This window comes from Actinomyces weissii (genome assembly GCF_016598775.1).
GTDB classification, from domain to species: domain Bacteria; phylum Actinomycetota; class Actinomycetes; order Actinomycetales; family Actinomycetaceae; genus Actinomyces; species Actinomyces weissii.
The window spans coordinates 820079-843295 of sequence record NZ_CP066802.1 but is presented as its reverse complement, the minus strand read 5'-3'; the positions used below and the strand labels follow the sequence as shown (position 1 = coordinate 843295).

The following is a 23217-nucleotide window of genomic DNA, read 5'->3' as shown; positions in this document are numbered from 1 at the left end:
CAGCCAGGAGCAACCATAAAGAACGGGGACACCCCCTCCTCCCCGGAGAGAGCGCCCCCGTCCAGCGGCTAAGTGACCACAGTAACCGCGGCGGTTTCAGCGGGCTAGGGCAACCTCAGCGGGCCACGGAGCCCTCGGTGTAGTCCTTGTCCACCTCGGCGCGCCAGGCGAACATGGAGCGCACCTCCCGGCCCGTCTTCTCGATCGGGTGGGCCTCCCCCTGGGCGCGCAGCTGCTTGAACTCGGGGGCCCCGGCGGCCTGGTCGTCCATGAAGCGCTTGGCAAAGGCGCCGCTCTGGATGTCCGCCAGCACCTCCTTCATGTGCTCCTTGACCTCGGGGGTGATCACGCGCGGCCCGGAGACGTAGTCGCCGTACTCGGCGGTGTCGGAGCAGGACCAGCGCTGCTTGGACAGGCCGCCCTCATTGATCAGGTCCACGATCAGCTTCAGCTCGTGGCACACCTCAAAGTAGGCCATCTCCGGCTGGTAGCCCGCCTCGGTCAGGGTCTCGAAACCGTACTCGATCAGCTTGGAGACGCCCCCGCACAGCACGGTCTGCTCCCCGAACAGGTCGGTCTCGGTCTCCTCCCGGAAGGTGGTCTTGATGGCCCCGGCCCGGGTGCCGCCCACGGCCTTGGCGTAGGACAGGACCAGGGGCCAGGCCTGCCCGGTAGCGTCCTGCTCCACGCAGACGAGCACCGGCACGCCCCGGCCCTCCTCGAACTGGCGGCGCACGGTGTGGCCGGGCCCCTTGGGGGCCACCATGACCACGTCAATGCCCGCGGCAGGCTTGATGTAGCCGAAGTGGATGTTGAAGCCGTGGGAGAACAGCAGCGCGGCCCCGGGCTTGATATTGGGCTCGATCTGCTCCTCGTACAGCCTGGCCTGCACCTGGTCGGGGGCCAGCACCACCACGACGTCGGCCCAGGCCACGGCCTCAGCCACCGGCTTGACGGGCAGGCCCGCCTCCTCGGCCTTGGCCACGGAGCTGGAGCCCTCACGCAGGCCCACCGCCACCTCCACCCCGGAGTCGCGCAGGTTCAGGGCGTGGGCGTGCCCCTGGGAGCCGTAGCCGATGACCGCGACCTTCTTGGACTGGATGACGGACAGGTCGGCGTCGTCGTCGTAGAACTTCTCTGCTGCCATTTTCTTGTCACTTCTCCTTGAGTTGATCGGTGATGGACCTGGGCCCCCGGGTGATGGCCACGGCACCGGACTGGACGATCTCCTTGACCCCGTGCGGCTGCAGGGCCGTCAGCAGCGCACGCACCTTGGACTCTGAGCCCACGGTCTCGATGACCACGGAGGTGGGGGCCACGTCCACCACGTGCGCCCGGAACAGGTCGACGATCTGCAGCACCGCGGTGCGGTTGGAGTCGTCGGCCTTCACCTTGATCAGGTACAGCTCGCGCTCCACCGAGGCCTGCGGGTCCAGCTCCACGATCTTGAGCACGTTAACCAGCTTGTTGAGCTGCTTGGTGACCTGCTCCATGGCCGGCCCCTCAGCCTCCGCGATAACCGTTATACGGGATACGTCCTCGTGCTCGGTGGGGCCCACCGCCAGGGAGTGGATGTTGAAGCCCCGGCGGGTGAACAGCGCCGAGACGCGCGTGAGCACACCGGGCTTGTTCTCCACCAGCACGGACAGCGTGTGCTTGCTCATCGGCTCACTCCTCTTCCCACTGCGGGCTCATGCCGCGGGCGTACTGGATGGCGTCGTTGGACACCCCGGCGGCCACCATCGGCCACACCTGGGCGTCAGCGGACACGGTGAAGTCCACGACGACGGGCCGGTCGTTGATCGCGTTGGCCTGGGCGATGACGGCGTCCACGTCCTCCAGGCGCTCGCAGCGCAGCCCCACCGCCCCGTAGGCCTCCGCCAGCTTCACGAAGTCCGGCACGCGCACCGACCCTGCCCCTGTGTGCAGGTGCGTGTTGGAGTAGCGCTGCCCGTAGAACAGGGTCTGCCACTGGCGCACCATGCCCAGGGAGGAGTTGTTGATGACCGCGACCTTGATCGGGATCTCGTTGAGGGTGCAGGTGGCGAGCTCCTGGTTGGTCATCTGGAAGCAGCCGTCGCCGTCGATCAGCCACACGGGCCGCTCGGGCGCCGCCACCTTGGCCCCCATGGCCGCCGGCACGCCGTAGCCCATGGTCCCGGCCCCGCCGGAGGTCAGCCAGGAGCGGTGGCGCCGGTGCGGGAGGAACTGGGCGGCCCACATCTGGTGCTGGCCCACGCCGGTGACCCAGATGGTGTCCTCGCTGGCGGCCTTGCCCAGGTGGGAGATAACCTCCTGGGGCTGGAGCAGGCCGTCGTCGGTGTCAGTCCACTCGGTGGGGTAGACCGCGCGCATGTGGGCGACCTCCGTGCACCAGGGGTCGATGTCGGTGCGCCCCTCGGCGTCCACCACCTGCCTGAAGGCGGCGCTCAGGGCAGGCAGCACGTCAGCCAGCTCACCGACGATCGGCACGTCCGCGGTACGGATCTTGGAGATCTCCGCCGGGTCGATGTCCACGTGGATGACCGCCGCCCGCGTGGCGAAGGAGTCGACCTTGCCGGTCACCCGGTCGTCAAAGCGCACGCCCAGGCCGATGATCAGGTCGGCACGCTGCAGGGCCCCGACGGCGGCCACGGTGCCGTGCATACCCGGCATCCCCAGGGCCTGCGGGTGGCTGGAGGGCAGGACCCCCAGCCCCATGAGCGTGGTGGTGAAAGGCGCCCCGACCAGCTCCACCAGCTCCTGCAGGACCGCCGGGTCCACGCCGGAGCGCGCCAGCCCGCCACCGAGCATGAACACGGGCCGCTCGGCGTGGGCGATAGCCTCCGCGGCCTGCGTGATCCGCCGCTGGTTGGGCCTGCCGGGCGGGTGGTAGCCGCGCAGCTCAGTCACGGGTGGCCAGGAGAAGGTGGTCTGCCCGTTCTGCGCGTCCTTGGTGAAGTCGATCAGCACCGGCCCCGGCCTGCCGGAGGTGGCCAGGTGGAAGGCCTCGGCCACCCGCGCGGGCACCTCGTCCGGGTCGGTGACCAGGAAGGAGTGCTTCACGAAGGGCATGGTGGCGCCCACGATGTCGGCCTCCTGGAAGGCGTCGGTGCCGATCAGCCCGGCCCCGACCTGCCCGGTGATGGCCACCATGGGGATCGAGTCCATGTGGGCGTCACCGATAGCGGTGATCAGGTTGGTGGCGCCGGGGCCGGAGGTGGCCACGCACACGCCCGGCTTGCCGGTGACGACGGCGTAGCCCTCAGCGGCGTGACCCGCCCCCTGCTCGTGACGCACCAGGATGTGGCGGATCTGCTTGGAGGCGAGCAGCGGGTCGTAGAAGGGCAGGATCGCTCCCCCGGGCATACCGAAGATATGCGTGACCCCCACGGCCTCCAGGGAGCGGACCAGGGACTCGGCCCCGGTCACCTGCTCCGGCCCGGTCGACGGCGTTGCCGCAGCGCTTCCGGCGGACTGTGCCGCGGCGGCCTCAGCGACAGACGGGACCGCGGTGGGCGCGTCTTGATCTGTCATCTGCCCCTCCTGCCTCGGGCAGCCGCGCGGGCGGCTGGCGGGCCCGGCGGCCCGTGGACTGACCCTAAGCGCTGCTACGGCCTACGTCACAACTGACGAGCTTTGTATCAGATACTGGAATCACTGACCGGATGCTGGTCAGGGCTGGGGTGGCGGGCACGCCCGACCGGTTCTGCGCCTGCCCGCATCCTGCCTCCTGCCCGCCCTGTGCTCGCGCTCTGACCGCCCGCGCTCGCCCGCTGACCGCCCGCACCAGAGGTGCGGCCTTTGGTCCGAACACACAGGTAGATATTGATGACAGGATGTACCTGACGTATTCCCATCAGCCCCCCGGAGCAGCACCTCCTGCTGGGGCACTACTGGAAGGCTGGCAGCACAAAGTGTTACTGACCGTCCTCAACCACCTGGCCGCCAACCCGGTCCTGGTCCTGTTCCTGCTGATCGGCATAGGCATGCTGTTCGGGCACTTCAAGGTCAAGGGAGTGTCCCTGGGCGCGGCCGCCGTGCTCTTCTCCGGCATCGCGCTGGCCGCCTGGGCCTCTGCCGAAGGCGTGAAGCTGGAGATCCCGGGACACTTCGGCATCCTGGGACTGGCTATCTTCACCTTCGCTATCGGGGTGAGCTCCGGGCCCAACTTCTTCCACGCCATCAAGACGGCGCTGGGCCCGATCGCCATCATGCTGCTGGCCTTCGTGGCGGCCGCGGGCGTGGCCGTAGGCGTGGGCCGTGCCCTGGGCATGTCCCCGGCGATGATCGCCGGGACCTTCGCGGGGGCTATCACCAACACCCCGGCCCTGGCTGCGGCCGGGCAGGCCGCCGAGCTGCACGGGGACCCGCAGGGCGCCGCCATCGCCACGGTCGGCTACGCCGTCGCCTACCTCTTTGGCGTGATCGGCATGCTGTTCTACACCCTGCTGGCCCTGGGCTACCGCAAGAGCGACAAGGACGCCCCCTCCCCCCTGGTGAACCGCACGATCCGCGTGGAGCGCACCGACTCCCCGCGCATCTCCGACATCGCCGAGAAGATCAGTGGGGAGCTGAAGTTCTCCCGCCTGCGCCGCGGGGAGACCGGCCCGATCATGCCGATCACCAAGCAGCACTTCAACGAGCGTATGCACAAGGACGACCTGGTTACCGTGGTGGGCACCCAGGAGGCCGTCAACCAGGTGATCGAGGCGATCGGCCACGGCTCCTCCCACTCCCTGCTGGCTGACCGCAAGTACCTGGACTTCCGGCGCATCACCGTCTCGGACCCCAAGCTGGCGGGCCACACCATCTCCGACCTGGACATTGACGGCCGTTTTGAGGCCACGATCTCCCGCGTCCGCCGCGGGGACACCGACATGGTGGGTACCCCGGACCTGGTGCTCCAGCAGGGTGACCGGGTGCGCGTGGTGGCCCCCACGGGACGCATGAAGGACATCTCCAAGTTCTTTGGCGACTCCGCTCGCGGCCTGTCCTCCATCAACCCGGTGGCCATGGGCCTGGGGATGGCGCTGGGCATCTTCATCGGTGAGTGGAAGTTCCTCACGCCCACCGGCGCGACCTTCTCGATCGGCTCCGCCGCTGGCACCCTCCTGGTGGGCCTGGTCTTTGGGCGGATCGGGCGGATCGGCAGCTTCGTGACGGCGATCCCCTTCACGGCCAGCGCCGTGCTCTCTGAGTTCGGTCTGCTGGTCTTCCTGGCGCAGGCGGGCACCAAGGCCGGCGGGCAGATCGCCAGCGCCTTCTCCGGGGGCGACTGGTGGAAGATCCTGCTGGTGGGCTTCCTGGTCACCAACGTGGTGGGCCTGATCCTGTACGCGGGCATGCGTTGGGGCGTGAAGATGGGTGGCACCCGGCTCTCTGGTCTGCTCGGTGGCGCCCAGACCCAGCCGGCGGTGCTGGCCTTCGCCAACGAGCGCACCGGGGCGGACCCGCGCGTGGCCCTGGGCTACGCCATGGTCTACCCCGTGGCCATGATCGTGAAGATCTTCGTGGCCCAGGTACTGGGTGGTCTGTAACCGGCTGTAGCAGGCTGATACAGAAGCAGCACCGCGCGAGCACCGGCCTGGACCGGATCGCTCGCGCGGTGCTGCGTTATGTGCCGGGTGCGCGGTGGTGCCGCTGCGGGTGGGCCCCTGTAGCCGCAACCGGCTGGGCCCCTGTAGCCGCCACCCGGCTGGGGCCCGTAGCCGCCAGCCAGTTGGGGCCCCAGTTGGTCACGCCTGAGGCCAGTAACCGCCCCCAGGGGCCCCTGTAGCCGCAACCGGCTGGGGCCCCAGCTGGTCAGAACTTGCTGACCAGGTCGGCGGTGGCGACGTCGTGGCGCCAGCCGTGGTCGGTGATGATGCGGGCCAGCGCCAGCCCCACCCCGATGGCGGCGATCACGAAGAACACCTGCCAGAGGTTGCCCATGGCCTCGTTCACGGCCACCGTGGGGTCCTTGGCGCGGTCGTTGAGGGAGGTGATGGCCCGGTAGAAGGGCACGCCGGGGATCATGATGACCACGGCGGGCACGGAAAGGGCCACGCGGGACTGGCTGGCGCGGGAGACGAATGCCTGAGCCAGCAAGCCAATCACCACGGCGGCCAGGCCCACCGCCAGCTGCCAGGGCACCCCGACGACGTCGATCAGGAACAGCCTGCCAGTGTTCGCCACGGCCCCTACGATCGCGGCCAGCAGGCAGGCGCGGGCGGGGGCGTTGAACAGCATGGCGAAGCCGTAGGCGGCGATGAAGGAGCAGAAGCAGCGCAGTGCGTAGAGCAGCAGGCCGTGGGGGTGGGGGGAGGTCACGGTGGTGACGTCCCAGCCGAAGGGATAGGTCACCGCCCACACCGCCACGCCCGCGGAGGCCATCACCAGGGCCACGTAGGAGCCGCGCGAGATCGCGGAGGAGAAGTCCTGGCGGGCCAGGTCCAGCATGGCGGTGACCATGGGGAAGCCAGGGATGAGGAACAGGATCGCGGAGATCAGGCCGCCCTGGTGGCTGTTGGTAATCAGCCCACCGGCCACCAGCAGGGCGTCGGCGCCCATGTACAGGCCAGAGGCGACGACGCCGCAGACCAGCCAGGTGAAGAAGTGCTGGTACTGGCGCTCCAGCATCTGCCTGCGCAAGGCCTGCCCCACGGTGGCGGCTAGCAGCACGAGCAGGCACTCCACCCAACCGCCTGCGTTGAGGAAGCAGAATCCGGCGCAGGCGACGCCGGAGGCCAGGGCGTTGGCGACGTTTCCGTACAGTCCGTGCATCTGGTTGACCTTGTCCAGGCGGGCGTCGAGCTCCTCAACCGTGGTGTGGGGCTGCAGGTCGTGGACGATACGGCGCAGGGCCTCCAGCCTGGCCACGTTGACACCGACGCGCCGCTGCTCAGCGGTCTCGGTGCGGAAGCGCTCGCCGACGTAGGAGGAGGTCACCAGCTCGGTCATGGTCACGGTGGCCTCGTGACGGTCCAGGCCGACTGCGGCTGCGGCACGCGCCATAGAGGACTTGACGCGGTAGGAGCCAGCACCGGCGGCGAGCATCATGCGGCCCAGGCGGATCACGACTCCCGACTGCTTCATCAGCCGGTCGGCGTCCAGGGAGGGCTCAGGTCTACTGGGATCGTATGGGGCGGGGTTATCAGACACGGCATATATGTTTGTCCCTGCTCCCCCATTATCGGCAAGGCCTTTGGTCTGTGTGTGGTGGGAAAGACTTGTGGGCTTGGGGGCTTGGTGGCTTGGGGTTGTGCTGATGTGGTGTGGTGGGGTGTGCCTGCCTTGCCTTGAGTTGTGCGTTTTGGCGTGAGTGGTGCCGGAGAACCGCACCACTCGCGCCGAAGTGCACAAGTGGAGGCGGGGGTGGTGGGGGTGTGTGGGGGTGGTGGGGGTAGGTGTTGGTGTTGCGTGGGTGTCGGGTGGGGTGGGTGATAAGTGTCTGGGGGTGGCCGTAGGCCCCCAGCCTGTTGGTTGGGGGCCTGCGGTGTGGTTTGTGCTCGGCGGTGTCCTACTCTCCCACACCCTGGCGGGTGCAGTACCATTGGCGCTGGGAGTCTTAGCTTCCGGGTTCGGAATGGGGCCGGGCGTTGCCTTCCCGCTGTGACCACCGAGACGTTGTGTGGGGTGTTTGTGGTGCTCGTGGTTGGTGCTTGTGGGTTGGTTGGTTGTGGGCCGTATAGTGGACGCTTGCGTTGGTGTTCCTGCCCCCCTTGGTGTGTTGTTGGGGGTTGTGTGTTGTTTGTGTTGGCCTATTAGTACCGGTCGGCTGCGGCCCTTGCGGGTCTTGCACCTCCGGCCTATCTACCCAGTGGTCTGCTGGGGGCCTTCCACCCGTGTGGGTGTGGATACCTTGTCTTGAAGGTGGTTTCCCGCTTAGATGCTTTCAGCGGTTACCCTTTCCGAACGTGGCTAACCAGCCGTGCCCCGGGCGGGACAACTGGCACACTAGAGGTTCGTCCGTCCCGGTCCTCTCGTACTAGGGACAGGTCTTCTCAAGTATCCTGCGCGCGCAGAGGATAGGGACCGAACTGTCTCACGACGTTCTAAACCCAGCTCGCGTACCGCTTTAATGGGCGAACAGCCCAACCCTTGGGACCTGCTCCAGCCCCAGGATGCGACGAGCCGACATCGAGGTGCCAAACCATGCCGTCGATATGGACTCTTGGGCAGGATCAGCCTGTTATCCCCGGGGTACCTTTTATCCGTTGAGCGACGACCCACCCACTCGGGATCGCCGGATCACTAGTTCCTGCTTTCGCACCTGCTTGACCTGTCGGTCTCGCAGTCAAGCCCCCTTGTGCACTTGCACTCGACACCTGGTTGCCGACCAGGCTGAGGGGACCTTTGAGCGCCTCCGTTACTTTTTAGGAGGCAACCGCCCCAGTTAAACTACCCACCAGGCACTGTCCCTGGCCCGGGTCACGGGCCGAGGTTCAGGCGCACGCCATGGCCAGAGTGGTATTTCAACGACGACTCCACCACCACTGGCGTGGCGGTTTCACGGTCTCCCACCTATCCTGCACAAGCCAGGGCGGGCGCCAATACCAAGCTGTAGTAAAGGTCCCGGGGTCTTTCCGTCCTTCTGCGCGTAACGAGCATCTTTACTCGTAGTGCAATTTCGCCGAGCTCATGGTGGAGACAGTAGAGAAGTCGTTACGCCATTCGTGCAGGTCGGAACTTACCCGACAAGGAATTTCGCTACCTTAGGATGGTTATAGTTACCACCGCCGTTTACTGGGGCTTGAATTCACCGCTTCACCCCGGTAGGGGGTTGACGGTTCCTCTTAACCTTCCAGCACCGGGCAGGCGTCAGTCCGTATACATCGCGTTGCGGCTTCGCACGGACCTGTGTTTTTAGTAAACAGTCGCTTCTCCCTGGTCTCTGCGGCCCTCACCCCTAGCCCGCGTGGGGCTTCAGGGCCTGGGCCCCCCTTCTCCCTAGGTTACGGGGGCATTTTGCCGAGTTCCTTCACCATGATTATCTCGTGCGCCTAGGCATACTCTGCCCGACCACCTGTGTCGGTTTAGGGTACGGGCGGCTGGCACCATCGCGTCGAGGCTTTTCTTGGCACCACAGGATCACCTTGCTTCCCCCACCCCTTGGGTGGGTTCCCCATCACGCCTGGCCTGTGCCGTTGAGGGCAGGTACCCGGATTTGCCTGGGTACCAGGCTGCGCGCTTAGACGGGCCAAGCCATTAGGCCCGCGAGGCTACCACTGTGCGTCACCCCTGTTAATACGCTTGCCTACCTGCGCGGAGGGTCCCCAGACCCCGTGGCACCAGTCCAGAGCCTACCGAAGCAGGCTGCCGGGCTGATTGTGCTACAGGGCGTGGGTCAGCACCCGCGCGTCAGCATGGGCGGTGCTTCGCCGGTACGGGAATATCGACCCGTTGTCCATCGACTACGCCTGTCGGCCTCGCCTTAGGTCCCGACTCACCCAGGGCGGACTAGCCTGGCCCTGGAACCCTTGGTCATTCGGCGCCAGGGTTTCTCACCCTGGTATCGCTACTCATGCCTGCATTCTCACTCCCGCACCGTCCACCCCTGGGTCACCCCGAGGCTTCTGCCGGTGCGGGACGCTCCCCTACCACCTGCCACCCCTGCCAAGGGGGGTCAAGCCCCCCGGAAGGAACACGTGGCAGGCCCGCGGCTTCGGCGGTGTGCTTGAGCCCCGCTACATTGTCGGCGCACGATCACTTGACCAGTGAGCTATTACGCACTCTTTCAAGGGTGGCTGCTTCTAAGCCAACCTCCTGGTTGTCTGCGCGACCGCACATCCTTTCCCACTTAGCACACGCTTAGGGGCCTTAGCCGGCGATCTGGGCTGTTTCCCTCTCGACCACGGAGCTTATCCCCCGCGGTCTCACTGCCCCGCTGCACCCGACGGCATTCGGAGTTTGGCTGACGTCAGTAACCCTGTGGGGCCCATCAGCCACCCAGTAGCTCTACCTCCGCCGGGCAGCACGGGACGCTGCACCTAAATGCATTTCGGGGAGAACCAGCTATCACGGAGTTTGATTGGCCTTTCACCCCTACCCACAGCTCATCCCCTCCATTTTCAACTGAAGTGGGTTCGGTCCTCCACACGCTCTTACACGTGCTTCAACCTGGCCATGGGTAGATCACCCCGCTTCGGGTCCAGACCGTGCCACTCATAGGCGCCCTTTCGGACTCGCTTTCGCTACGGCTCCCCCTACCAGGTTAACCTCGCGACACGGCACTGACTCGCAGGCTCATTCTTCAAAAGGCACGCCATCACCCCTCAAGGCTCTGACGGCTTGTAAGCGCCCGGTTTCAGGTACTGTTTCATCACCCTCCCGGGGTACTTTTCACCATTCCCTCACGGTACTGATCCGCTATCGGTCATCAGGAAGTATTCAGGCAGCCAAGTGGTCTTGGCAGATTCACACAGGATTCCACGGGCCCCGTGCTACTCGGGGTCGTGCCCGCACGGCCCGGCCAGTTTAGCCTACGGGGCTCTCACCCTCTACGGCCCCCCTTCCCAGAGGGTTCGGCTACCAGCCAGGTTTGTCACCGCGCCCACCACCGGCAGATGGCAGAAGAACACGCCCCACAACCCCACGACCGCAACCCCTGCCGGGTATCACACGACCGTGGTTTAACCATCATCCGCGTTCGCTCGCCACTACTAACGGAATATCTTCTCCTGCGGGTACTGAGATGTTTCACTTCCCCGCGTCACCCCCCGCACCCTATGAATTCAGGTACGGGTGACACGACATGACTCGTGCCGGGTCCCCCCATTCGGACACCCTCGGATCACAGCCCGTCAGCCGGCTCCCCGAGGCTTATCGCAGGCCACCACGTCCTTCATCGGCCCCTGATGCCAAGGCATCCACCGAACGCTCATAAAAACAAACAAAACACAAGACCACCAGCACCAACAGTGCTAGCAGTCCACAAAGAACAAAGATGCTCGCGTCCACTATACAGTTCACAACCAACCCACCCACACCCCCAGACCCACCCCCCACCAGGAGGACAGGCCCAAGGGCCAGGCACCGAGGCGAGCTGCCCCAGGCCCCGACAGCGTGCCACGCCCCCCACAACCCCAGGCCCACGCACCCAGCCCCACCCACCACAAGGACGAGCAGGCCGCGCGCACGGCACCGGAGCCACGAAGGCCGCCCCCGCACGACAACGCGCAGGAGACGGCTTCCTATGCCACAGCGTCCCGAGTAAGGACGCACCCAAACCCTGTAGCCGGGCCCCCCGCCCCCAGGACGGGGACGGTACATCAGGCACCCGGCGGGCGGGCGCACAACAACATGTTGCTCCTTAGAAAGGAGGTGATCCAGCCGCACCTTCCGGTACGGCTACCTTGTTACGACTTCGTCCCAATCACCAGCCCCACCTTCGACCGCTCCCCGTAAGGCCACGGGCTTCGGGTGTTGCCAGCTTTCATGACGTGACGGGCGGTGTGTACAAGGCCCGAGAACGTATTCACCGCAGCGTTGCTGATCTGCGATTACTAGCGACTCCAACTTCACGGTGTCGAGTTGCAGACACCGATCCGAACTGAGACCGGCTTTAAGGGATTCGCTCCACCTCACGGTATCGCAGCCCTCTGTACCGGCCATTGTAGCATGCGTGAAGCCCAAGACATAAGGGGCATGATGATTTGACGTCATCCCCACCTTCCTCCGAGTTGACCCCGGCAGTCTCCCGCGAGTCCCCACCACTACGTGCTGGCAACACGGGACAAGGGTTGCGCTCGTTGCGGGACTTAACCCAACATCTCACGACACGAGCTGACGACAACCATGCACCACCTGTGAGGGCGCCCCGAAGGGAAGGACCGTCTCCGGCCCCGCCACCCCCATGTCAAGCCTTGGTAAGGTTCTTCGCGTTGCATCGAATTAATCCGCATGCTCCGCCGCTTGTGCGGGCCCCCGTCAATTCCTTTGAGTTTTAGCCTTGCGGCCGTACTCCCCAGGCGGGGCACTTAATGCGTTAGCTACGGCGCGGAGACCCCGGAAAGAGCCCCCACACCTAGTGCCCAACGTTTACGGCGTGGACTACCAGGGTATCTAATCCTGTTCGCTCCCCACGCTTTCGCTCCTCAGCGTCAGTAACGGCCCAGAGACCCGCCTTCGCCACCGGTGTTCCTCCTGATATCTGCGCATTCCACCGCTACACCAGGAATTCCAGTCTCCCCTACCGCACTCAAGCCGGCCCGTACCCACCGCAAGCCCCCGGTTAAGCCAGAGGATTTCACGACAGACGCGACCAGCCGCCTACGAGCTCTTTACGCCCAATAATTCCGGACAACGCTCGCGCCCTACGTATTACCGCGGCTGCTGGCACGTAGTTAGCCGGCGCTTCTTATCCAGCTACCGTCAACCACCCCCCAAGGAGGCGGCCTGCTTCACTGGCGAAAGAGGTTCACAACCCGAAGGCCTACATCCCTCACGCGGCGTCGCTGCATCAGGCTTGCGCCCATTGTGCAATATTCCCCACTGCTGCCTCCCGTAGGAGTCTGGGCCGTGTCTCAGTCCCAGTGTGGCCGTCCACCCTCTCAGGCCGGCTACCCGTCAAAGCCTTGGTAGGCCATCACCCCACCAACAAGCTGATAGGCCGCGAGCCCATCCCCCACCAGAAACAAACCTTTCCAGACCCACCCATGCGAGCAGGCCAGAATATCCCGTATTAGCCACCCTTTCAGGCGGTTATCCAGAAGAAGGGGGCAGGTTACTCACGTGTTACTCACCCGTTCGCCACTCATCCACCCAGCAAAAGCCAGGCATCACCGTTCGACTTGCATGTGTTAAGCACGCCGCCAGCGTTCGTCCTGAGCCAGGATCAAACTCTCCAAAAAAATCATCCAACCCATAAACCAGCCAACACCCCCAGACCCACACAGAGCCCAGAACCACCAACCAGCAAACAAGCCAAGACAACCAAACAGAGAAAAAACTCCAGGCCCAACCCACCCCCAACAAAAGAAAGGGGCAAGCAAAACCAAAACAAAACAAGACAACCAACCCCCAGAACCACAAAAGATCCCAAGAACCAGCCATCCCACTATGGCATAAAAAACATGACACACTATCGAGTTCTCAAACAACACACCCAGCGGATCCTGACCTTTCCTTCAGGAAGAGTCCCGCCTCGCAGGCGACCCGATCAACCTTACCCGCTTGAGCATCCGGAGTCAAAACAATGTTTTGTGATCCGCGGCTCTCGCTGTGGCGATCGAGGCTGGAATGCTTTGCCTTTGCAGGCATTGCGTTCGCAACGGGGAGTACTTTAAGCAGCCCCTCCCCCACGCCGTCAAACTGATGAGCCATGATCCAGGACACACTTGCTGCCCCAAAACCGTGCCGGGCCGCCGCAGCCCCCGCACCAGCCCGCCCGCCCCGGCCCAGGTAGCACGAAAGGTGCCTGCGGCAGCCCCGAAAGACTCCCACAGGCACCTCACGCAACCGCGCGACGGCGTCGCCTGGACCTCAGCCCTTCTGGTCCAAGCGGCGCACCGACCCCGCCACGGCGTCGGCCACCCGGGTGTCAAAGGCGTTGGGGATGATGTACACCGGGCTCAGCTCCTCCTCCTTGATGACCTCCGCGATCCCCGTGGCCGCCGCCCGCAGCAGCTCGGTGGAGATGTCCACGATCCCCGTGTCCAGCAGGCCGCGGAACAGGCCCGGGAACACCAGCACGTTGTTGATCTGGTTGGGGAAGTCAGAGCGGCCCGTGGCCACCACGGCGGCGACCTCCGCTGCCCCGATCGGGTCAACCTCCGGCGTCGGGTTGGCCATCGCGAAGACGATCGCGCCCTCGTTCATCACCTTCAGGTCCTCCGGCGCCAGCAGGTTCCCTGAGGACACGCCGATCAGGACGTCAGCCCCCACCAGGCCCTCCTTGAGCGTGCCGCTCACGCGCCGCGGGTTGGTGTTCTCCGCCAGCCACCGGCGGTGCTCGTTCATGCCAGCGGTGTCGTCCGCGCTGAGCGCCCCGCTGCGGCCGTAGCCCACGATGTCCTTGGCCCCGTGGGCCATCAGCAGCTTGGCGATAGCCGTACCCGCGGCCCCCACGCCGGACAGGACGATCCGCACGTCCTCGATCCGCTTGCCCACCACCTTCAAGGCGTTGATCAGCGCGGCCAGGGTCACCACCGCCGTACCGTGCTGGTCGTCGTGGAAGACCGGGATGTCCAGCTCCTCGCGCAGGCGGGCCTCGATGTCAAAGCACTTGGGTGCGGCGATGTCCTCCAGGTTGATGCCGCCGTAGGCCGGGGCGATCGCCTTGACGATCGCGATGATCTCCTCCGGGTCCTTGGTGTCCAGGGCCACCGGCCAGGCGTCCACGTCACCGAACTGCTTGAACAGCACCGCCTTGCCCTCCATCACCGGCATGGCGGCCGCCGGGCCGATGTCCCCCAGCCCCAGCACCGCGGTCCCGTCCGTGACCACCGCCACAGTGTTCTTCTTGATGGTGAGCATCCGCGCCCGCTCCGGGTGGTCGTAGATCGCCTTGCACACCCGTGCCACGCCGGGGGTGTACACACGGGCCAGGTCACGGCGGTTACGGATCGGGGTGCGCGCGGCGATCTCCAGCTTGCCGCCCACGTGCGCCAGGAAGGTCGAGTCGCCGACGTTGCGCACCACCACGCCGGGCAGCTGCTTGATCGCCGTCACCAGCTCGCCGCGGTGCACCGAGTCGCGGGTGTCCGCCGTAAGGTCGACGACCAGGCTGTCGCCGTCGGTGTCCGCCACGTCGACGCCGGTGACGATCGCGCCGGTCGAGGCCGCCGTCTCTACCAGGGCGGCCACCGCGCTCTGGCTGGCGGGCACCTCCAGGTGCAGGGCGACGGTGTAGCTAGGGCTGGGCTGAGCCATGAGGACTCCTGTTATCTGGTATCTGAGCTGTTTGAACAGCGCCAGCCTACTGGCCCACCCTCAGCCCGGGCCGGTGCGCTCTTCCACTGAGAAACGCCGGTGGGGTGGAGGTCTCAGACAACCCCCACCCCACCGGCGGCCCAGTTCTCGGGGCCAGGCCTAGGCTTTTTCGCGGCCAGGCCTGAGCTTCAGGCCCCCACGCGCCCCATGACCAGCTCCCGCACCCGCTTGGCGTCCGCCTGGCCCTTGGTGGCCTTCATCACGGCACCGACAATGGCCCCGGCCGCCTGCACCTTGCCGCCGCGGATCTTCTCAGCCACGTCCGGGTTGGCGGCCAGCGCCTCGTCCACCGCCGCCAGCAGGGCCGAGTCGTCCGAGACCACCTCCAGCCCGCGGGCCTCCACCACGGCAGCCGGGTCGCCCTCACCAGCCAGCACCCCCTCCAGGACCTGGCGGGCCAGCTTGTCGGTCAGCCTGCCGCTGTCCACCAGGCCCTGCAGCTGCGCCACCTGTGCGGGAGTGACCGCCAGCTCCTCCAGGGACACCTCCTGGTCCTTGGCGTGCCGGGCCAGCTCACCCATCCACCACTTGCGGGCGGCCTGCCCGGTAGTGCCCGCCGCCACGGTCGCCTCGATCAGGTCCAGGGCCCCGGCGTTGACCACGTCACGCATCTCGTCGTCGGCCAGGCCCCACTCCGCCTTCAGGCGACGGCGCTTGGCGGCCGGCAGCTCGGGCAGGGAGGCGCGAATCTCCTCCACCCACTCCCGGCTGGGCGCCACCGGCACCAGGTCCGGCTCCGGGAAGTAGCGGTAGTCGTCCGCGTCCGACTTGACCCGGCCCGGCCGGGTGGTGCCGTCCGCCTGCCCGTGGCGGGTCTCCTGGAGCACCTGCCCCCCGCTGGCCAGGATCGCCGCCTGGCGGCAGACCTCGTAGCGCACCACGGCCTCGATCCCCTTGAAGGTGTTGACGTTCTTGGTCTCCGTGCGGGTACCGAAAGGCGCCTCCGGGGACTCGCGCAAGGACACGTTCACGTCCGCGCGCACGTTGCCGCGCTCCATACGGGCCTCCGAGACCCCCAGGGCCCGGAAGATGTCACGCAGGGTGCGCACGTAGGTGGCCGCCACCTCCGGGGCCCGGGCCCCCGCCCCCACCACCGGCCTGGAGACGATCTCCACCAGGGGCACCCCGGCCCGGTTGTAGTCCACCAGGGAGTGCGAGGCCCCCTCGATACGGCCGTCAGCCCCACCCACGTGGGTGTTCTTGCCCGCGTCCTCCTCCATGTGGGCGCGCTCGATCGGCACCGTGAACAGGGTGCCGTCGCCCAGCTCCACCTCCAGGGCGCCGTCGAAGGCGATCGGCTCGTCGGACTGGGAGGTCTGGAAGTCCTTGGACAGGTCCGGGTAGAAGTAGTTCTTGCGCGCAAAGCGGCAGGACTCGGCGATCTCGCAGCCCAGGGCCAGGCCGATGCGGACGGCGTACTCCACCCCCTTGGCGTTGACCACCGGCAGCGCCCCCGGCAGCCCCACCGAGGTGGGCGTGACCATGGTGTTCGGCTGCGCCCCGAAGACGTTGGGGGCGGCGTCGAACATCTTGGTGGCGGTGCCCAGCTCGACGTGCACCTCCAGCCCGATGACGGGGTCGTAGCGGCGCACGGCCTCCTCGAAGTCCATCAGCTCGTCAGCCATCTCACTTCACCTCCAGCTCAGGGGCCTGGGCGAGCAGGCGCCCGCCCCAGCGCTCCTCCAACGCGGCCTCAAGCACCGCGCCCACACGGTAGAGACGGTCGTCGGCGCGCTGGGGCGCCAGCACCTGGAAGCCCACCGGCAGGCCGTCGTCGCTCAGTCCAGAGGGCAGGCTCATGCCCGGCACCCCGGCCAGGTTCGCGGGGATCGTGGTCACGTCCAGCTTGTACATAGCCAGCGGGTCGTCCTTCTCCCCGAACCGGTAGGCCGTGACCGGGGCGGTCGGTGAGACCAGCACGTCATGCCCCTGCCAGGCGGCGTCAAAGTCACGCTGCACCAGGGTGCGCACCTTCTGGGCGCTGCCGTAGTAGGCGTCGTAGTAGCCCGCCGAGAGCACGTGCGTGCCCAGGATGACGCGGCGCTTGACCTCGTCCCCGAAGCCCGCGCCCCGGGTGGCGGCCATAACCGTCTCCGCGGTCACCGGCCCGCTGGCGGGCTCCACCCGCAGGCCGTAGCGCATGCCGTCGTAGCGGGCCAGGTTGGAGGAGGCCTCCGCCGGCATGATCAGGTAGTAGGCGTCCAGCGCGTACTCCAGGTGCGGCAGGGAGACGGTCTCCAGCCGGGCCCCCGCCGCCTCCAGCAGCTCCAGGGCTGAGTGGAAGGAGGCGACGACGCCGGCGTGGTAGCCCTCACCGCCGTCCAGCTCCTGGATGACGCCCACGCGCAGGCCCGTGAGGTCCCGGCCCTCCTGGGCCGCCCGCACCACCGCAGCCATGCCCCGGGGGGCGTCAGCCAGGCTGGTGGAGTCCAGCGGGTCGTGGGAGGCCACCACGTCGTGCAGCAGCGCCGTGTCCAGCACCGTGCGGGCCATAGGGCCGGGGGTGTCCAGGGAGGAGGCCATGGCGATCACCCCGTAGCGGGAGACCGTGCCGTAGGTGGGCTTGACCCCCACCGTGCCCGTGACCGCAGCCGGCTGGCGGATCGAGCCGCCCGTGTCCGTGCCCAGGGCCAGCGGCGCCTCGAAGGCGCCGACGGCCGCCGCCGACCCGCCCGAGGAGCCGCCCGGGATACGCCCCAGGTCCCAGGGGTTGGCGGTGCGCTTGAAGGCAGAGTGCTCGGTGGAGCCACCCATGGCGAACTCGTCCAGGTTCGTCTTGCCCAGCACCGGCAGGTGGGCTGCCCGCAGGTTGGCCACCGCGGTGGCGTCGTAGGGCGGCACCCAGCCCTCCAGGATCCGGGAGGCGGCGGTGGTTACCTGGCCGCGGGTGACGAACAGGTCCTTGACGGCCACCGGCACGCCGGTCAGCTCGCTGGTGGCCCGGCCCTCGCGGCGGGCGGCGTCCGCAGCGTCCGCGGCGGCCAGGGCCTTGGCGGCGTCCACGTCCAGGAAGGCGCCCACTGCGTCGTCAACCGCACTGATGCGGTCCAGGTGGGCCTGGGTCAGCTCGCGGGAGGAGACCTCCCCGGCAGCCAGCGCCGCCGCCTGCTCCGCCGCCGTGGACTTGACAGATACAGACATCAGGCCTCCTCCCCCAGGATCTGGGGCACCAGGAACATCGAGTCCTCCGCGGCGGGGGCGCCGGCCAGCAGCTCCTCCACGTCCAGGGTGGGGCCGGGCACGTCCTCGCGCAGGACGTTGTTCAAGGGGACCGGGTGGGAGGTGGCAGGCAGCTCGGGCGTCACCACACTGGTGACCCGGGCGAAGGATGAGGCGACGTCGTCGAGCTCTCCGGCCAGGCGCGCCACCTCCTCCTCGCTCAGCGACACACGTGCGAGCGCCGCGACGCGGGCGACCTCGTCCTTGGAGATTGCAGACATGGGCCGCAGTCTATCCAGATGCAAAGCCCCTGCGCTCTCGCCCCAGGCTGAGACCAGGTAGCACGCAAGCCGTATTCCTGGAAACCGTCATGCGAGATATCACAGGGCATGGGCAGTAGGAACGATTGACAGAAACGCCAGCCCCCACTGTCATTGTCCTAGTGAGGGAACCGAGCCTGCCAAGTTCTCGCCCGGTATCCGTGCACCCACGCCTCACGGACAGGATGGAACCGTGCCGAAGAACAGCAACGCGAAGCAGCTGAGCACCAGCCCGGATAGCGCTGCCTTGGGATCCTCCCCCGCCCCCCGCCCCTTCCCGGACGCCCCTGTCTTCGGCACCAACGCGGCCTTGGGCGGCACCACCTCCGACCTGCCCCCCACCCTGGCCCCAGTGGCCCAGCCCGGGGAGGCCGCCGACGCGCACGACCCCGCCGGACGACGCAGGAGGACCCTGCTGTGGCTGGCTGGTGCCGCCGCGGCCGTGCTCCTGGCCGCAGGCGTGGGCGGGGCGGCCTACGCCCACCACTACTCTGGCGTCGCCCTGCCCGGCACCTCCATCTCCGGCAGCGACGTGGCCGGGCTCAGCCGCCAGGAGATCGTGGAGCTCGTCGGCTCCCGGGCCGAGGCCGTCAAGATCAAGGTCAGCGGTGACGTCTCCGGTGACGCCACCCTGGCGGACCTGGGCACCCAGGTTGACGCCGAGGCCACCGCCGACGCCGCCCTGGCACCGAACCACTCTGTGCTCAACCGTTTCAAGGCGCTGTTCGGGAGCCAGGCCATCGCCGTCGTCGCGACCAACGACGCCGACCAGGCCGCCAGCTACGCCCAGAGCCTGATCCCCGCCGACGCCGTAGTAGCCAAGAACGCCTCCGTGGCCCTGGCTGCGGACGGACAGGGCTTCACGGTGCAGCCTGGTACCACGGGCATGTCCCTGGACCCAGCCGAGCTGAACGCCGCCGCCCAGCAGGCGGCCACCACGCTCACCTCCTCAGAGGTCGTCATGACCTTCACCCAGAAGGACCCGGAGATCACCGACGCCGACGCCCAGGCCGCAGTGGACGAGGCCAACGCGCGCATCGCCAGCGAGGTCACGCTCAGCACCGCTGACGGCGAGGACACCTTCACCGCCGACACCGCCACCAAGGCCTCCTGGGTCAAGGTCCAGCCCGGGGAGGACGGCAGGCTCTCCGTAGACGTAGACGGCGCCGCCGTCACCAGCTGGGTCAACGAGCAGGCCGAGGAGGTCAACACCGAGCCCGTCCACGGCAAGCGGAACCTCAGCCCCTCCGGCACCGTGCTGGCGATCTCGGTACACGCCGTGGACGGCCAGACCGTCTCCAACACGGAGGCCCTCAGCCAGGCCATCGTGCAGGCGCTCAGCAGCAAGCAGCCCTACTCGGGCACCTTCGAGGTCACCGCTGAGAAGGCCACCTGGCAGGACCGCACCGTGGACCCCGGTGCCGAGCACCTGGCCTACCAGGCCGCCCCGGGTGAGAAGTGGGTGGAGGTGAACCTCTCCACCAAGACCGTCATGGCCTATGAGGGAGCCAAGGTGGTACGCGGGCCCGAGGCCATGGTTGACGGAGCCCCGGAGACCCCCACGGTCGCCGGCACCTACAACGTGTACCTGAAGTACGAGAAGCAGACGATGCGCGGCCTCAACGCCGACGGCACCACCTACGAGACCCCGGACGTGCCCTGGGTGACCTACTGGCACGGCAGCTACGCCCTGCACGGGGCCCCCTGGCGCAGTAGCTTCGGCTACTCCGGGTCACACGGCTGCGTGAACATGCCCGTGTCCACCGCCAAGTGGTACTACGACTGGACGGATATCGGCACCGTGGTGGTCAGCCACTGGTGACCGCCGGTTCCTGGCGTGGAGCCCCCTCCCCTGCGGAGGGGGCTCCGTCGTGCTAGCCAGATGGACGCTGACCCGGTGAGCGAGGGCAGCGCCCCGGCCTGCCCACCAAAGGACAGGCTGGGCGGCAGCCCGGCCTTCCGGGAAGCAGCCAAGAACGGTCCGGGCTGTAGTCAAGGCCCCGTGCCGTAACGCCCCTCAGGAGGGAATGGCCGCCGCCCCCTCCTCCAGCAGGCGCAGGAAACCAGCCTCGTCCAGCACCGGCACCCCCAGCTCGCGGGCCTTGGTCTCCTTAGAGCCCGCGCTCTCCCCCGCCACCACCACGCTGGTGCGCCTGGACACGGAGCCTGCGGCCTTGCCGCCCCGCGAGACGATCGCCTCCTTGGCGCTGTCCCGGGTGAAGCCCGCCAAGGTGCCGGTCACCACCACGGTCAGCCCCGCCAGCACCTGGGCCACAGGCTCAGCGGACTGCTCGTCCGCGCTGCGCACGCCCGCAGCCTCCCAGCGCTCCAGGATCTCCCGGTGCCAGTCCACCTCCCGCCAGTCCACCCAGGAGCGGGCGATCGCCGGACCCACGCCCTCCACCTGGGACAGCTCCTCCGGCGCGGCTGAGCGCAGCGCCGCCAAGGAACCGAAACGGGCTGCCAGGGCGCGCGCCGCCGTCGGCCCCACATGGCGCACCGACAAGGCCACCAGCACCCGCCACAGGGGCTGGCTACGGGCCGCCTCCAGCTGGGCGAGCATGGCCGTGGCGTTCTTGCCGGGAGCCGAGGCCTTCTTGACCGTGCCGTCCGGGGCATAGCTGGCCTTGGTCCAGAAGAAGCGCAGCAGGCGCCAGTCGCCGGTGTCCTGGCCCCGGCGGGAGACGGGCCGCCACACCTGCACCTCCCGCAGGTCCTCCGCCCGCAGGTCGAACAAGGCGGCCTCCCCCGTAAGCACCGGGGCCTGCGGTCCCAGCCCGTGCCGTGCCAGCAGGGCCTCCACGGCCTCCACCCGCTCGGAGGGGTGCAGGGCCTCCAGCTCCTTGGCCTTGAGCCGCAGCCTACCGCGCTCGGTCTCCAGGGCGTGGCCAGCGGCCAGGGCGGCGACGGCGTCGGCGCGCCCGGCGTCGGGTTGGGTGAGGGCCGCCGCGGCCTCGTCCCCCAGGCCCTCCACGTCCAGGGCGCCCCGGGAGCCGATATGGGCCACCCGCTCAGTGAGCTGGGCCGGGCAGGAACGGGTGTTGGGGCAGCGCAGGTCCACGTCGCCCTCCTTGGCCGGGGCCAGCGCGGTGCCGCAGGAGGGGCAGCTGGTGGGCATCTCGAAACGGCGCTCGGAGCCGTCCCGGGCCTGGAGCACCGGGCCGACGATCTCAGGGATCACGTCCCCGGCCTTGCGCAGCACCACCAGGTCGCCGATGAGCACGCCCTTGCGAGCCACCTCGGTGGCGTTGTGCAGGGTGGCGCGCGAGACCGTGGAGCCCGCCACCAGCACCGGCTCCATGATGCCGAAGGGGGTCACGCGCCCGGTACGCCCCACCTGCACGTCAATGTCCAGCAGCCGGGTGTGGACCTCCTCGGGCGGGTACTTGTAGGCGCTGGCCCAGCGCGGCACCCGGGAGGTGAAGCCCAGGGCGGCCTGCTGCTCCCGGGAGTCCACCTTGAACACGATCCCGTCGATCTCGTGTACCAGGTCGTGGCGGTGCTCGGCGTAGCGGGCGATGAAGTCCCGCCGCTCCTGCGGCCCGCGCACCACCGCGTTGTACGGGGAGACAGGCAGGCCCCAGCTCTCCAGCAGCGCGTACCAGCCGTGCTGGGCCTGGGGCAGCGGGAGGTCCTGCCCCGGGGCCGGGATGATGGCCCCCACCCCATGGGCGATCAAGGCCAGGGGCCGGGAGGCGGTCACCTTGGGGTCCTTCTGGCGCAGGGAGCCTGCGGCGGCGTTGCGGGGGTTGGCGAAGACCTGCAGCAGCGGCTCCTTGCGGGCGCGCCTGCCGGTGCCGGTGGCCTCCTCCAGGGCGGCGTTGCGAGCATCCCGGGCGGCGTTCTCCTGCCGACGGGCCTCGTTGAAGGCCATGAAGTCCTGGGTGGGGAAGTAGACCTCGCCGCGTACCTCCACCAGGGCCGGGTGGTCCTGCCCGGCCAGGGAATGGGGTACGGAGGAGATGGTGCGCACGTTGGCTGTGACGTCCTCCCCGACGTCGCCGTTGCCGCGGGTGGCGGCGCGGGTGAGGACGCCGTTCTCGTAGGTCAGGGCCACTGCGAGGCCGTCGATCTTGACCTCCGCCGTCAGCGGCTGCTCAGCGTCCGGGACCCCGGTGTCCTGGGCGACGCGGGCCGCCCACTCGTCAACCTCCTCCAGGCTGAAGACGTCCTGCAGGGAGTACATGCGCTCGTGGTGACGGGCCTCCTGGAAGTCCTGCACCCGCTTGCCACCGACCGCCCGGGTGGGTGAAGAGGTGGCCGCCAGCGTGGGGTAGGCCGCCTCCAGCTCCTCCAGCTCCCGGTAGGCGGCGTCGTACTCGGCGTCGGACCAGGGGCTCTGGGAGTCGAGGTCCTCGTAGTAGGCGCGCCGAGCCTGGGAGACCAGGGTAGCGAGCTCCCACCAGCGCGCCCGTACCTGCGCGGGGGGCTCTGGGGTGGTCGGCTGCTCAGCCCCCTCAGCGGAGGTGGCAGGGGCTGTGGGGGTGGTAGGGACCCTGGAGGTGGTAGGGGCCTCGGGGGATGCCGGGGCTGCGGGTGACGCCGGGACTGCCGGGGCCTCCTTACCCTCGGGGGATGCCGGAGCTGCGGGTGACGCCGGGGCCTCAGGGGACACGGCGGCCGGGGCGCTAGAGCGTGTGGGACTGCTGACGGCGGCCGGGGCCTTGCGGGGGGCCTCTGGGTCGGGCAGAGCGGTGGTCATGGCGCCATTGTGGCCTACCAGACCGCGGCAAGCCCCAGCCGCTGACGGCCTGCGACGGCACGCGGCTGAGCTGGGCCGCTGCTGCGGCTCTCCCGGCTGGTCTCGGTGAGCGTGGTCGACCCAGAGCTGTCACTGGCGGAGGAC

At 67.9% G+C, this 23217-nt stretch carries 11 protein-coding genes and 3 rRNA genes; 2 read left to right on the top strand and 12 right to left on the bottom strand.

The window, feature by feature from the left end; translation table 11 throughout:
* Positions 1–115: 115 nt before the first annotated feature.
* The 3 genes from ilvC to JG540_RS03390 are packed head-to-tail and all read right to left on the bottom strand — an operon-like array spanning position 116 to position 3516.
* Entirely contained in the window at positions 116–1147 is a 1032-nt protein-coding gene (gene ilvC / locus JG540_RS03400; RefSeq protein WP_200277240.1) for a ketol-acid reductoisomerase, read from the bottom strand.
* 7 nt (positions 1148–1154) lie between these two features.
* Positions 1155–1664 carry an acetolactate synthase small subunit gene (gene ilvN, locus JG540_RS03395; protein ID WP_200277238.1) on the bottom strand — a complete coding sequence of 170 codons (510 nt, stop codon included), beginning with the start codon at positions 1662–1664 and terminating at the stop codon, positions 1155–1157.
* Positions 1665–1668: 4 nt separating this feature from the next.
* A complete protein-coding gene (locus JG540_RS03390; protein WP_200277229.1) occupies positions 1669–3516 on the bottom strand; it encodes an acetolactate synthase large subunit in 1848 nt (615 codons plus the stop codon).
* Positions 3517–3896: 380 nt separating this feature from the next.
* On the opposite strand from JG540_RS03390, the gene JG540_RS03385 reads away from it, so the two are divergent.
* Positions 3897–5519, top strand: a complete 1623-nt coding sequence (locus JG540_RS03385) for an aspartate:alanine exchanger family transporter (RefSeq protein WP_234042889.1) — start codon at positions 3897–3899, stop codon at positions 5517–5519.
* Positions 5520–5784: 265 nt separating this feature from the next.
* On the opposite strand, the gene JG540_RS03380 is transcribed toward JG540_RS03385, so the two are convergent.
* The 8 genes from JG540_RS03380 to gatC form a co-directional block, all read right to left on the bottom strand.
* Entirely contained in the window at positions 5785–7056 is a 1272-nt protein-coding gene (locus JG540_RS03380; RefSeq protein ID WP_200278053.1) for a threonine/serine exporter family protein, read from the bottom strand.
* Between the two features lie 411 nt (positions 7057–7467).
* Positions 7468–7584: ribosomal RNA gene (gene rrf, locus JG540_RS03375) — 5S ribosomal RNA — on the bottom strand.
* A 121-nt stretch (positions 7585–7705) separates the two neighbouring features.
* Positions 7706–10856, bottom strand: a 23S ribosomal RNA gene (locus JG540_RS03370).
* Positions 10857–11276: 420 nt separating this feature from the next.
* Positions 11277–12812 (bottom strand): 16S ribosomal RNA (locus tag JG540_RS03365).
* The 16S, 23S and 5S rRNA genes sit together here, the layout of an rRNA operon.
* Positions 12813–13443: 631 nt before the next feature.
* A complete protein-coding gene (locus tag JG540_RS03360) occupies positions 13444–14832 on the bottom strand; it encodes an NAD-dependent malic enzyme (RefSeq protein WP_200277225.1) in 1389 nt (462 codons plus the stop codon).
* Between the two features lie 188 nt (positions 14833–15020).
* Positions 15021–16517, bottom strand: coding sequence for an Asp-tRNA(Asn)/Glu-tRNA(Gln) amidotransferase subunit GatB (gene gatB, locus JG540_RS03355; protein ID WP_200277223.1), 1497 nt, complete (start codon positions 16515–16517; stop codon positions 15021–15023).
* Between the two features lies 1 nt (position 16518).
* Positions 16519–18033 (bottom strand): Asp-tRNA(Asn)/Glu-tRNA(Gln) amidotransferase subunit GatA, encoded by a 1515-nt coding sequence (gene gatA / locus JG540_RS03350; protein WP_200277221.1) that lies wholly within the window; start codon positions 18031–18033, stop codon positions 16519–16521.
* The gene (gene gatC, locus JG540_RS03345; RefSeq protein WP_200277219.1) at positions 18033–18332 is read right to left on the bottom strand and encodes an Asp-tRNA(Asn)/Glu-tRNA(Gln) amidotransferase subunit GatC; all 300 of its coding nucleotides are present in this window, start codon (positions 18330–18332) and stop codon (positions 18033–18035) included. The genes gatA and gatC overlap by 1 nt, the downstream gene beginning before the upstream one ends.
* A gap of 232 nt (positions 18333–18564) precedes the next feature.
* On the opposite strand from gatC, the gene JG540_RS03340 reads away from it, so the two are divergent.
* Complete coding sequence (locus JG540_RS03340) at positions 18565–20193, top strand: L,D-transpeptidase (protein WP_234042888.1); 1629 nt, start codon at positions 18565–18567, stop codon at positions 20191–20193.
* A gap of 195 nt (positions 20194–20388) precedes the next feature.
* On the opposite strand, the gene ligA is transcribed toward JG540_RS03340, so the two are convergent.
* Positions 20389–23073 (bottom strand): NAD-dependent DNA ligase LigA, encoded by a 2685-nt coding sequence (gene ligA, locus JG540_RS03335; RefSeq protein WP_200277216.1) that lies wholly within the window; start codon positions 23071–23073, stop codon positions 20389–20391.
* Between the last annotated feature and the right edge of the window lie 144 nt (positions 23074–23217).

Coding starts and splice junctions, on each gene's coding strand:
- ilvC (WP_200277240.1), bottom strand. CDS start 1,147: ATGGCAGCAGAGAAGTTCTACGACGACGACGCCGACCTGTCCGTCATC.
- ilvN (WP_200277238.1), bottom strand. CDS start 1,664: ATGAGCAAGCACACGCTGTCCGTGCTGGTGGAGAACAAGCCCGGTGTG.
- JG540_RS03390 (WP_200277229.1), bottom strand. CDS start 3,516: ATGACAGATCAAGACGCGCCCACCGCGGTCCCGTCTGTCGCTGAGGCC.
- JG540_RS03380 (WP_200278053.1), bottom strand. CDS start 7,056: ATGAAGCAGTCGGGAGTCGTGATCCGCCTGGGCCGCATGATGCTCGCC.
- JG540_RS03360 (WP_200277225.1), bottom strand. CDS start 14,832: ATGGCTCAGCCCAGCCCTAGCTACACCGTCGCCCTGCACCTGGAGGTG.
- gatB (WP_200277223.1), bottom strand. CDS start 16,517: ATGGCTGACGAGCTGATGGACTTCGAGGAGGCCGTGCGCCGCTACGAC.
- gatA (WP_200277221.1), bottom strand. CDS start 18,033: ATGTCTGTATCTGTCAAGTCCACGGCGGCGGAGCAGGCGGCGGCGCTG.
- gatC (WP_200277219.1), bottom strand. CDS start 18,332: ATGTCTGCAATCTCCAAGGACGAGGTCGCCCGCGTCGCGGCGCTCGCA.
- ligA (WP_200277216.1), bottom strand. CDS start 23,073: ATGACCACCGCTCTGCCCGACCCAGAGGCCCCCCGCAAGGCCCCGGCC.